This is a genomic window from Lyngbya sp. CCY1209 (genome assembly GCF_035615495.1).
Classification (GTDB): domain Bacteria; phylum Cyanobacteriota; class Cyanobacteriia; order Cyanobacteriales; family Microcoleaceae; genus Limnospira.
This window is the reverse complement of record NZ_JAJENU010000207.1, coordinates 1-10,951: the sequence shown is the minus strand read 5'-3', so window position 1 is coordinate 10,951 and position 10,951 is coordinate 1. Positions and strand designations below refer to the sequence as shown.

Below are 10,951 nucleotides of genomic sequence, written 5' to 3'. Positions count from 1 at the left end.
TACACCCTACACCCTACACCCTACACCCTACACCCTACACCCTACACCCTACACCCTACACCCTACACCCTACACCCGCACGCAGCGCTAGATCTCATCTAAACGGCTTTTTTCCGTTCCTCGATCCAGCGGATATAGAGGTGGCGGAAGGTGGATTGGATCACCCGGGGCAGGCCGAAATCGATGGGGGTGAGGCGGTCGGGCAATTTCCAGTCCGAAACTCGCAACTCGTCGGGGTGGAGGAGGGGAAAGGCGATCGCATCCAATTCCGGCGAGAGTCCCGACCGTTCCGCCGCCGCCAGGGTGGGAACGCGGTCGGGCCCGACGCCGAGGATCTCGACCATCGCGCGATCAAGGGCGAAAACGTCCCCAGAGGCCCCCAGGAGGCCCAGGAAGCGGGGGTCGCCGCCGCTCGGGCCGTTCCCCTCGTGGCCGATGATCCCGTCGATAATCGTCAATTCTGGCGCGATCGCCCGGGCCGTCTCCACCAACATCCGCCCGAAGCGATCGGCATCTTTTCCAGCCTCCATGTGCCACCAAGCCTTCATCTTGCCCGGGACGCACCCGAACAAATTTTTCACCCCCAACGTCAGGGTCAGTTGCACGTGGGATTTCACCTTCGGCAGGTTGATCACCACATCCGCTTCCATCGCCTCCCGACTCAACCGCAGGCGATGGAATTCTTCCCCCCCGGTTTCATACTGGCGCCCGCGAAATTCCACCACGGGCAAATCCAACGCCTCAATCAAGGGCAAATAACCGTTAGCCTTCGCCACCCCCAACGCGCTCCCGAAGGCCGGGGAGTCCCCCAAAAACGGTTTTCCCCCCACCGCCAGCACCCGTTCGGCGACGGCGGCGACGAGTTCCGGACGGGTGACGCATTCTCGGGCCGGACGCGATCCCGTCAGCAGGTTCGGTTTCAGCAGGACGCGATCGCCCGGTTTGACCCGGGTTTCCAGGCCTCCCAACGGTTCGAGCAACGTTTCCAAAGCTTGATGAAGGGCAGAGGGTTCGTAGGAATCTGCTCGAATTAAACTGACTGAAGACATGGCATTTCGGGAATCTAGAATGCGATTTTTCCCATCCTATCTCAAAAGACCCTCAAACCCCCAACCGGCCAGTCGCACCCCGCTGCAGTGCCGTTACCCGCTGGCAGTTGGCCAGAGACGCCTCGCCTTGGAGTTGGGGAAGGGGAGGTTTGACTTCCACTTTGCTCACTTTTGCCATGCAAATGACCACCGTTTGATCGATCAAATGCAGGGTAATCCAGGGCCGGGACAACAGTTGCGGTAATTTCTGGGCTAAATCTGTTGTAGACATCGGCAGTGCAAACGTTTCCACCTGACCGTTTTCATAGCAAAAAGAAATCTGCGTTCCTCCGCTCTCCGCTTGCATTTGTGCAAAAGATCCCTTCGGCATGATTGCATCCTCAAATCGTTGAACTGGAAACGCTCCGGGTCTGAAAAATCAGGGAATGCTGAGTCTGACCCCGTTCTCTCGCTCCGGATCGTTCAGACACTTTCTTCATTATTATTCTAACGGGTCGCGTCGCTCCCATTCCAATCGGGTGCGGGGATAATTGATAATTGATAATTGATAATTGATAATTGTTCAAATTCACCAAAATTTTAAGGCCTAGTAGGAGGCTACTAGACCCTAAAACAAATGAGTAAACTCAGTTGACTCAAGCAGACGTTAGATAAGTTACTCAGAAAAATGATTGAATCTAAATCGGGTGGACAAAACTTGCAACGACCCCAACACAGGGAACTCACCATAATGAGCAGCCGATACAGGCTCTAGTTATAGCACCGATCCCAAAAACGCCGACCCGAGGGCGGGAATCCAGGCGGAGAAAACGCTCCTCAACGATGCTAACAAGTCCGGGTGCGATCGCACTGCCTGGGCGCTGCAATCGGACTAAAGCGGACGGACACGAGCTTTAATCCAAACCGGGTTATTAAAGAATTATCTTCTTCCGTGTCCTGATACTGTTTAATTTACCACGAATTTTTCTGAGCGCAACCCCTATTTACCAAACGTTACACACTTTAACGTCATGCAATATTGGGGTTCACATTTGTTAACAATTAGCGCAGCAGCACCCGCCAAGTGGTGGCGCCGACCACTCCATCCGGCGTAATTTCATACTCCCGCTGGGCTCCCTTCACCGCCGCCTGGGTTTCCGGGCCGAAAATGCCGTCGGCCTCGCCGTCGAGGAACCCCTTGGCCCGCAACCGTTCCTGCAGTCCGGCCACCGCCTCCCCCCGCATTCCCAATTTCAGGACCGGGAAACTCGCCTCCCGGGAGTCCGCCGAGTCGGCCACCAACGTCGCGGCCCGGGCCGTCTCGGGACAGACGCAGACCTCCGGTTCCGGTTCGGCCGCCGCCGCCGTCGGTTCGGGGGGAAACAGTCGGTTCCAAGTCGAGCGATCCACCACCCCGTCAGGACTCAACCCGGCCGCCTCCTGAAAGGCGGACACCGCCTCGGCCGTCTCCTCCGAATAAACCCCGTCGATGGGTCCGGCATAGTACCCCAACAGTTGCAGCGTCGCCTGGAGTTCGGAAACCTCCGTCCCCTGACTACCATCTTTGAGGACGGGCCGGTTGAGATTGTTAGCCGCGGGGGTATCTCCCCGGCGAGTTTGGGCGATCGCCGGATTTCCCGATACCAAAGTAACGTCTATCCCCAACAGGAGAATCCCCAAGATTCCCCCCGCCATCATCAGCCGCCCGAATTGCAAAGCTGGCACCAAATACAGTTGTTTCATCGAAACCTCCCGGAAGGTGCGATCGCCCATCATTTTAGGGCATTTCGGGCGCCGGGGCGCCGGGGCAACGGTGAAGCAACGGTCAAGCGGAAGGGAAACTATCCCCCCATTACCTATTACCTACACCCTACACCCTACACCCTACACCCTACACCCTACACCCTACACCCTACTCCCTCCTCCCTACTCCCTCCTCTAAAACTGGCTAACGATCGCCTCCGGACCGACCAACGACAGGTAGGGTTCGACAAAATTTTTCTGGGCAATTGCCTGAACTTCGGCCGCCGTCACCGCCATCACGTCCGCCTGGAATTGGCGGTCGAAGTCGATGCCGAGTCCCAATATTTCGTACCACCCGTAAATTTGGGCCAGTTGGGTGTTGGTCTGTTTCCCCAAGGCGTACTGTCCCAACAGCTTATTTTTAGAGACCTGGAGCTCCTCCTCACTCAGGGGGACGTCGGCGAGGCGGACGACCTCGGCCCGCAACCCCTCGATCGCGATCGCGGTATTTTGGGGCGCGGTCCCCATGTACACCACGAATTGGGACGCATCCAAACGGGTGGGATAAAAGGCCGACACGTCGTAGGCCAGTCCCCGCTTTTCCCGCAACTCCACAAATAGGCGACTCGACAACCCGTTCCCCAAATAGGTGTTCATCAGCTTCAACCCGGCGTAGTCGGGATGACGCACCGAACCGGCCAGATATCCCAACATGATCACCGACTGCTGGGTTGCCAGGGGGCAGATCGCTTTGTGGGGGTCGGGGGAAACGTCCGGCAACACGGGTTCGGGCGGCGGTTCGGCGGGGGCCGGCCAATCTCCGAAGACGCGATCAATGTGGGCGATCGCTTCGGTTAGCGTAATTCGGCCCGCCAGGGAAATAATGAGATTGTCGGGGCGAAAATAGGTTTGGTGAAATTGTTGCAGGTCGTCGCGGGTGAGTTGGCTGACGGTTTCTTCCGTCCCGTAGGTCGAAATTGCGTAGGGATGATCGCCATACATCGCCCGCCGCAGGCCTTCAAACGCCAGAGAAAAGGGCTGTTCCCGCTGCGATCGGATACCCTGGATGGTGATGCGGCGTTCCAGTTCGATTTCGGCTTCCGGGAAAGAGGGCGATCGCAACAGTTGTGCCGCCAAGTCCAAAATTTCCGCAAAATCGGACGAAACTGTTTTCAAACCCATCAGGAAATAGTCGGCGGAGGTGTCCGCACTCAGCCGGGCCCCCACCGACTCCACCCGTTCGGCGATGTCGAGGGAGGTGAGGCGTTCGGTTCCCTTGGTGAGGACGGTAGCCAGCAGGTGGGACAGTCCGCTTTTTCCGGGGGGTTCCCAGCGGGTCCCGGTACCCAAAAACAGGCGGGTGGCAATGATATCCGCCGCCGGATTTTCGGTCACTAAGATGACGATGCCATTGTCGAGAACGTGACGGCGGACGTTCTGGGTTGACCTTGAGGGGGTTAGAGCTTGAGTCACGGTTGATTTTTGTTGTCGTCGTCGGAGTGCGATCGCTGATACACCACACGTTGTTTTAACACACGGAGGGGAGAAACGGCAGGGAAGGAGGGGGTAGGGGGTAGGGTGTAGGGTGTGGGGTGTGGGGTGTGGGGTGTGGGGAGTGGGGAGTCGGGGAAGCGGAGAAACGGGTGGAACATCCGCACCGCTTGGGAATCAATTCCCAAGCTAACAGCCAAAATCATCTAAAGATGATTGGGGAGTTTATCGATCTGATCAAAACTTTCCTCCTCTGCCTCCTCCGCCCCCTCTGCCTCCTCCGCCTCCTCCGCCCCTCCGCCTCCTCATTTCCCCTTGGCGGGATAGAGGCGATCGCACCGCAGTTGGTGGGCCGGACTCAGGAGGGCCTGCCATGCTAATAATACGACGCCCAGGGTTCCCAAAGCGCTTCCGGAGGCGATCGCAAACACGATGACAATTTGATACCGTACCGCGTCGATGGGACTCGCCCCGGCCAAAATTTGACCCGTCATCATCCCCGGCAAACTCACCAAACCCATCACCATCATCGAGTTGATGGTAGGAATCATCCCCGTCCGCACGGCCGTCTGGACTTCCCGGTGGCTGGCTTCCCAGCGGGTGGCGCCCAATGCCAACAAGGTTTCGATCGCGTTTCGGTTAATCGTCACTCCCTCCATAAATCGTTCTAATCCCAAAGAAATTCCGGTTAACGTATTTCCCAATACCATCCCCAACATGGGAATCAAATATTGGGGGTCGTACCAGGGCCGCACCTGGATAATTCCCCCCACGGATAAATTGGTGATCAAAAATGCCGCCACCAGCACGGAAACCAAACTCCGCCAGTAAATTCCGGCGAAGCGGCGGGAGGTGCGATTCACCGCCGAAATTCCCGCCACCCCCGCCATCAATAAAGCGATCGCCACGACCAAAAAGGGATTGGACAGGGCGAACAACCATTCCAAAACATATCCGATCAAGAGCAGTTGCACTATCATCCGCACCGAGGCGATGACGAGCGATCGCTCCAATCCCAGACGCAACCGCAGAGAGAGGACGACGTTTATTAATATCAACAATACGGAGGCGGCGAGTTGACCGTAACTGAGGGTCAAATAATTGTCGGACATGGTTGGTCGAAAATGTGAAATTGATGATATATAGCAATGTGAAATAATTCGGGAAAAATCGATCCGCTCAAAGCCCCCATGATTGGGGGTTTGGGGGCGCAACTATTTACAAATAGTTTCCGATTGCCATCTCGGATTTTATAAGTTTGAGGTTGAAATTTAAATAATTTTAAATTATTTTTTGATTTCGATCTCCATTTTTTGTATGATTTCTCGAACGGGTTGGGGGCGATCGGGGTCGAAGTCTCCCCGTCGAGGGCGCGAGTAATTGACCGTATTTCATGAGGTTGAAAACTGTTATGGTGCCAAAGCGCAACAACGGGCAGTTGGGTTATTTTTTATATTCTCCCAAATTGAAACAGCGATCGGTGACGCGCCGGATTTGTTCGGGGTCGTGACTCGTCCAGATGCAGGCCCGTCCGGGGTCATTTTTCAGCCAGGTGGCGATCGCGGACTCGACTTGTTTGGTGGTGTCCGGGTCGAGGGAGGCGGTGGGTTCGTCCAATAGTAAAACCGAGGGTTCGAGTTGCAGCGCCCGCACGATCGCCGCAATTTGACTTTCTCCGCCGGAAAGTGTCGTCGCGTTTTTGTGCAGAAATTCCGGGGGACGTTTGAGGATGTCTAACAGGGTTAAAACTCGCTCCAAATTGTAGCGTCGTTGGCTGTAAACTGAGAGTTGATAGACGGCTTTTAAATTGGATTCTACCGTGCCTTCAAAGAGGACGGGACGCTGGTGTAAATACATCACTTGGGAGCGGTATTGGGGGAGGTGTAAGGCCGACAGGGGACGATCGCCGAACCGGATTTCCCCTTCGTCGAGGGGGTCGAGTCCGGCCAGCGATCGCAGCATCAGGCTTTTGCCGGTGCCCGTCGGGCCGACCCATCCCAGGCGATCGCCGGGGGACAGGGCCAGGGAGACGCCGCGCCACAGCCAGCGATCGTCAATTTTACGGCCGATATTGTCGCTTTGCAGAAGTGCCATGGATAAAAATGAGAAATCGGGAACAGAAGTCGATTGTCAAACTGTCAGGATGTTATGATACAACTGGCTCCCGAAAGAGCCGAATTTTCGGTGCGAATGGTGGACGATTCCCGGGCCGGGACAGGAGGCCGAGACATCGGCCGTGAGGATGTCAATAATTGACCTTGTAATCCGGCATTTTTGATCAATCAACATCCGTTCCACCATGACAAGCACTCATTTTTCCCAACTCAATTCCAAAACTCAGGGGGCATCGACGAACCGTCTGATCGAAGAGCGTGTTACCATGACCCTCCAATTCCCAGCGTCCGCAAAGCCCACTCCAGTCCGATGGCTGGAACCCAGTTTATCAGAACAGTTGAACCAACTGTACTCGGAAATCCAAACCCTGACGGCAACGGTTAAACAATTGGAACACCGAACGGTGTTTCGGCCCCCGAGTCGGGATCTGCCCCTGGCAGAACGCCTCGAAATGCATTATCAATCGTTGCGTTCCGAGAAAGAACGAGGCAAGCAGTTGAAGAAGACTCGAAACCTGCTGCTGTCCAAACGACAGGAATTCGATCGCCAGTCGGCTGAATTGGGCGATCGCAAGGCGGAGATCGAAAACGCCCTCGATCGCCTCGGGTCCCAGATGTGGGCGGTGAAGCGGGCGGAACGGGCCTACTGCGAGGCCCTGGAAGCCCTGGACGCGATCGCCGAAACGACCGGGGAGCTCCTCAACCGAACCTACGGCGGGGACACCGCGGCCGAGTTTGAAAGGCTGGTGGAGTCTCAACATACCCCGGATCGGTGTTCCCTGCTGCCGGCCGGGCCCCTGGTCCGGGAAGACGGCGATCCGATCCGGCAATTTTTGGCATGATGCGACGATGTTCAGATGGTGGGGCGATCGGAGGTTTCCGATCGCCCCATTTTTTCATCCCGGCGAGGGTGTGATCGCGCCATTCGAGGCGGGGGTGACACCGTGTCGCCGCGACGAAATCCCCCATTTTTATCAATTTGAACGGGGGCGACAAGCATTGACATTGGCGACATTTTGAATTATAATATTATTTCTAATAATGCGACTCAATCCGGCGATTTTCAATCCGGCTCTATCCGGAAAAGGCGACTATTTCTACTGTCCCCAGTGGGTTTCCAAAAGGGTCGGAACGGGTTCTCTTACGGGGCGATCGCTGTCCTCGACCCCGACGGGCTGTTTGATATCATGAAATGACTTCGATTCGCCGATCGAAAGGGCGAATTTTGAAAGGACGGGACTCCGGCATTAACAAATTATGAAATTTGCGGCAGCACTCGGCAGTTGTTTGATGGCGACTCTCTTGACGGGGGGACAGGCGGCGGGGGTTCGGGATGGCGGTGAGACGGTGCGGGTCGGCATCTATCAAAATCAGCCGAAGGTGTTTCTGGACGAAACCGGGAGGCCGTCGGGGTTTTGGGCCGACGTGCTCGGGGCGATCGCGAAGACCGAGGGCTGGCGGTTGGAATACGTCCCCTGCGAGTGGAATCGCTGTCTGCGGGAAGTCGAGGAAGGCCGGCTCGATCTGATGGTGGACGTCGCCCACTCCGAAAACCGCGATCGTCGCTTCGACTTCAACCGAGAAATCGTCCTCGTCAGTTGGTCGGAAGTTTACACCCGCCCCGGAATGCCCCTCGAGTCCATTCTCGACTTGGAGCGAAAGCGGGTTGCCGTCCTCAGAGGGAGCATCCAACAGGCGATGCTGGCCGAGCAGACCCAGGCCTTCGGAGTCGCGCCGCAATTCGTGGAAGTCGCCGACTTCGAGGAAATGTTCCGGCGCATCGCCGCCGGGGAGGTGGATGCCGGGGTGGTCAACAACATCTTCGGCGGCGAAGCCGCCCCCCACCACGACCTGGTCAAAACCAACATTCTCTTCGACCCCTCCCGGCTGCACTTCATCACGGCCGAAGGGAGGCGGGCCGACCTGCTGGCGACCCTGGACCGCCACATCCGAGACTTGAAGGCCGATTACAACTCCGCCTATTACCGAGCGCGGGAGCGCTGGCTGGAGCCGAAGAAACGATTGAGCTGGGGGCAGGTCAGACATATTTTGGCGGATTTGGCGGTCTACGCGCCGATCGCGGGTTTAGGCGTCGTTTTGATGTGGAACCGCATTTTGAGGGGGGAAATCCGCCGCCGCCGGGAGGCCGAAGAAGCCCTGCGCCGGAGCAAACGGCGCTTTCACAACATGGCCGCCAATGTCCCCGGCGCCATCTTCCAGTACGTCCTGCACCCCGACGGCACCGATCGGGTACTCTACATGAGTCCGGGCTGTTACGAACTGTGGGGAGTGGAGGCCGAAGCCGTGGTCGCGGACACCGGCATTTTGTGGGAAATGGTGCACCCCGACGACCGGCTCGGAATGTACGCATCCGTCATCACTTCGGCCGATACCCTGCAACCTTGGTCCTGGCAGTGGCGCATCACCACCCCGTCCGGGAAACTGAAGTGGCTCGAAGCCTGCGGGCGCCCCGAACGCCGGGAAAACGGCGATGTGGTGTGGGACACGTTGATTATGGATATCAGCGATCGCAAGGAGGCCGAAGAAGCCCTGCGCCAGAGCGAAGAGCGCCTGCGCCTGGTGACGGAGAACATGGGGGATTTGGTTGGCCTGCACCACCCCGACGGGCGTTATCTGTACCTCACCCCGTCGAGTCAGATGGTGCTCGGCTACCGTCCGGAGGAATTGATCGGGCGCGACCCCTACGAGTTATTCCACCCCGACGATCGCGATCGCATCCGCCGGGAATCCCACGAGCCCAACCTGCGGGGCATCACCACCCCGATCACCTACCGGATTCAGAAAAAAACCGGGGAGTACATCTGGCTCGAAACCCTGACCCGGGCGATTTTGGACGGGGAAGGGCGGGTCCGGCACTTGCAGACCACCTCCCGGGACGTGAGCGATCGCATCCGAGCCCGGGAGCAGTTGCGGCACGAAGCCCTCCACGACGCCCTGACGGGGCTGCCCAACCGCCACTTCCTCATCAGCCGCCTCGACCTGGCCCTGAAGCGGACGAAATACGACCCCGAGTTTCAGTTTGCCGTGCTGTTCCTCGACCTCGACCGCTTCAAAGTGGTCAACGACAGCCTCGGCCACCTCCTCGGGGACGAGCTGCTGCTGTCGGTGGCGAAACGGTTGCCGGGATTCGTCCGCGAGACGGACGTGGCGGCGCGGCTGGGGGGTGACGAATTTGTGATTCTGCTCGAAGAGATCGACGGCATCGAGGTGGCGGTGCGGGTGGCGGAGGAGATCGTGAAGGTGCTGCGATCGCCCCTGCAAGTCGGCGATCGCGAGGTCTTCACCGGCGTCAGCATCGGCATCGTCGCCGGCACGAGCCGCCATCACTCCCCCGAAGACTTGCTTCGGGATGCGGATCTGGCGATGTACCGGGCCAAACAAAACGGCCGGGGCCGGTACGCCATCTTCGACCCCATCATGCACTTCCAGGCGGTGCGGCGGCTCCACGTCGAACACGACCTGCGGAAAGCCCTGGAAAATCAGGAATTTGTCCTGTACTACCAACCCATCCTCGATCTGCCGACCCGGACGATTCGCGGGTTCGAGGCCCTGATTCGATGGCGGCACCCCCGGCGGGGCATCGTGTCGCCGGGAGAATTTATCGAGATCGCCGAAGAAACCGGCCTGATCGTCCCCATCGGTCGCTGGCTGCTGCACGAAGCCTGCCGGCAGTTGGCGGACTGGCAGCGGCAATTTCCCGATCGCCCTTTGAAATTGAGCGTCAACCTCTCGGTCAAACAACTGCAACATTTTCTTCTGCCACAACTCGACGAACTTCTCGCCACCCACGCCCTCAAAAAAAATAGTTTGGTCCTCGAAATTACCGAGAGTATGTTGGTGGAAAATATCGAAGCGACCTGCGAATTGCTCGAACAGATTCGGTCGAAAGGCATTCCGATCAGCATCGACGACTTCGGCACCGGTTACTCTTCCCTCAGCTACCTGCACCGCCTGCCCGTCGATGCCCTCAAAATCGATCGCGCCTTCGTCAACCCTGCCGAACCGGATTCCCGCCACCGGACGATCGCCGAATCGATCGTCGTCTTGAGTAATTTGCTCGAACTCAGCGCGATCGCGGAGGGCGTCGAGACGGTCGAACAGTTGGAATGGCTCGAAACCCTGGGCTGCGAGGCGGCCCAGGGTTTCTTATTTTCTCCCCCTGTCCCCGCCGACCGGGCGATCGAGTTGTTGAAACAGCCCGCGCTTTTTTTGAGGGAGTCGGGAGTCGGGAGTCGGGAGTCGGGGGGCGGAGGGAGCGGAGGGGGCGGGGGAAGTGGGGGAAGCCCAGAAGCGGGTGGAACATCCGGATCGCTTGGGAATTAATTCCCAAGGGCGCAAGCCTTGCGCCCCTACAAGCAAAAATCATCGGTCGATGATTGGGGAATTTGTACGAATCTGAGTGTAAATTTGCCTCCTCCGCCTCCCCGGCTTGCCCTGCCTCCCCTGCCTCCAGGAACCCCACATCGGGCGTGCGGCTATACGAAAAGAGTTCGGGAGCTTGATAGCTCCGTCTCTTTAGAGCGGAGTGGAAAAGCGACACGGCGGCTTTAGCCG

Annotated in this window: 10 protein-coding genes; 2 read left to right on the top strand and 8 right to left on the bottom strand. The window is 57.8% G+C overall.

Annotated features, from left to right (window positions below; genetic code table 11):
- Nucleotides 1-98: 98 nt before the first annotated feature.
- From LKE08_RS03945 to LKE08_RS03915, 7 genes are all read right to left on the bottom strand, one after another.
- Nucleotides 99-1,049: a DUF362 domain-containing protein gene (locus tag LKE08_RS03945; RefSeq protein ID WP_324702891.1), complete on the bottom strand. Its 951-nt coding sequence runs from the start codon at nucleotides 1,047-1,049 to the stop codon at nucleotides 99-101.
- A 52-nt stretch (nucleotides 1,050-1,101) separates the two neighbouring features.
- A complete protein-coding gene (locus tag LKE08_RS03940) occupies nucleotides 1,102-1,419 on the bottom strand; it encodes a hypothetical protein (RefSeq protein WP_324702890.1) in 318 nt (105 codons plus the stop codon).
- A gap of 671 nt (nucleotides 1,420-2,090) precedes the next feature.
- On the bottom strand, nucleotides 2,091-2,804 hold the full coding sequence (locus LKE08_RS03935) for a peptidoglycan-binding protein (RefSeq protein WP_324702889.1): 714 nt from the start codon (nucleotides 2,802-2,804) through the stop codon (nucleotides 2,091-2,093).
- A gap of 162 nt (nucleotides 2,805-2,966) precedes the next feature.
- Nucleotides 2,967-4,244, bottom strand: a complete 1,278-nt coding sequence (locus LKE08_RS03930) for a pitrilysin family protein (RefSeq protein WP_324702888.1) — start codon at nucleotides 4,242-4,244, stop codon at nucleotides 2,967-2,969.
- Entirely contained in the window at nucleotides 4,241-4,468 is a 228-nt protein-coding gene (locus LKE08_RS03925) for a hypothetical protein (protein ID WP_324702887.1), read from the bottom strand. Before LKE08_RS03925 ends, LKE08_RS03930 begins: the two co-directional genes overlap by 4 nt.
- A gap of 99 nt (nucleotides 4,469-4,567) precedes the next feature.
- The gene (fetB, locus tag LKE08_RS03920; RefSeq protein ID WP_324702886.1) at nucleotides 4,568-5,374 is read right to left on the bottom strand and encodes an ABC transporter permease; all 807 of its coding nucleotides are present in this window, start codon (nucleotides 5,372-5,374) and stop codon (nucleotides 4,568-4,570) included.
- A gap of 331 nt (nucleotides 5,375-5,705) precedes the next feature.
- Nucleotides 5,706-6,356, bottom strand: coding sequence for an ATP-binding cassette domain-containing protein (locus LKE08_RS03915; protein ID WP_324702885.1), 651 nt, complete (start codon nucleotides 6,354-6,356; stop codon nucleotides 5,706-5,708).
- A 205-nt stretch (nucleotides 6,357-6,561) separates the two neighbouring features.
- Here LKE08_RS03915 and LKE08_RS03910 point away from each other — a divergent pair, with 205 nt between their 5' ends.
- On the top strand, nucleotides 6,562-7,218 hold the full coding sequence (locus LKE08_RS03910; RefSeq protein WP_324702884.1) for a hypothetical protein: 657 nt from the start codon (nucleotides 6,562-6,564) through the stop codon (nucleotides 7,216-7,218).
- 11 nt (nucleotides 7,219-7,229) lie between these two features.
- Here the strand turns inward: LKE08_RS03910 and LKE08_RS03905 are convergent, their stop codons facing one another.
- Complete coding sequence (locus LKE08_RS03905) at nucleotides 7,230-7,382, bottom strand: hypothetical protein (protein ID WP_324702883.1); 153 nt, start codon at nucleotides 7,380-7,382, stop codon at nucleotides 7,230-7,232.
- A 251-nt stretch (nucleotides 7,383-7,633) separates the two neighbouring features.
- Between LKE08_RS03905 and LKE08_RS03900 the strand changes: the two genes are divergently transcribed.
- Nucleotides 7,634-10,720: an EAL domain-containing protein gene (locus LKE08_RS03900; RefSeq protein WP_324702882.1), complete on the top strand. Its 3,087-nt coding sequence runs from the start codon at nucleotides 7,634-7,636 to the stop codon at nucleotides 10,718-10,720.
- Nucleotides 10,721-10,951: the final 231 nt, after the last annotated feature.

What these genes read in the sequence shown, in the direction of transcription:
- LKE08_RS03945 (WP_324702891.1), bottom strand. Translation starts at nt 1,049, where the DNA reads ATGTCTTCAGTCAGTTTAATTCGAGCAGATTCCTACGAACCCTCTGCC.
- LKE08_RS03915 (WP_324702885.1), bottom strand. Translation starts at nt 6,356, where the DNA reads ATGGCACTTCTGCAAAGCGACAATATCGGCCGTAAAATTGACGATCGC.
- LKE08_RS03900 (WP_324702882.1), top strand. Translation starts at nt 7,634, where the DNA reads ATGAAATTTGCGGCAGCACTCGGCAGTTGTTTGATGGCGACTCTCTTG.
- LKE08_RS03910 (WP_324702884.1), top strand. Translation starts at nt 6,562, where the DNA reads ATGACAAGCACTCATTTTTCCCAACTCAATTCCAAAACTCAGGGGGCA.
- LKE08_RS03905 (WP_324702883.1), bottom strand. Translation starts at nt 7,382, where the DNA reads ATGTCAATGCTTGTCGCCCCCGTTCAAATTGATAAAAATGGGGGATTT.
- LKE08_RS03940 (WP_324702890.1), bottom strand. Translation starts at nt 1,419, where the DNA reads ATGCCGAAGGGATCTTTTGCACAAATGCAAGCGGAGAGCGGAGGAACG.
- LKE08_RS03935 (WP_324702889.1), bottom strand. Translation starts at nt 2,804, where the DNA reads ATGATGGGCGATCGCACCTTCCGGGAGGTTTCGATGAAACAACTGTAT.
- LKE08_RS03925 (WP_324702887.1), bottom strand. Translation starts at nt 4,468, where the DNA reads ATGATTTTGGCTGTTAGCTTGGGAATTGATTCCCAAGCGGTGCGGATG.
- fetB (WP_324702886.1), bottom strand. Translation starts at nt 5,374, where the DNA reads ATGTCCGACAATTATTTGACCCTCAGTTACGGTCAACTCGCCGCCTCC.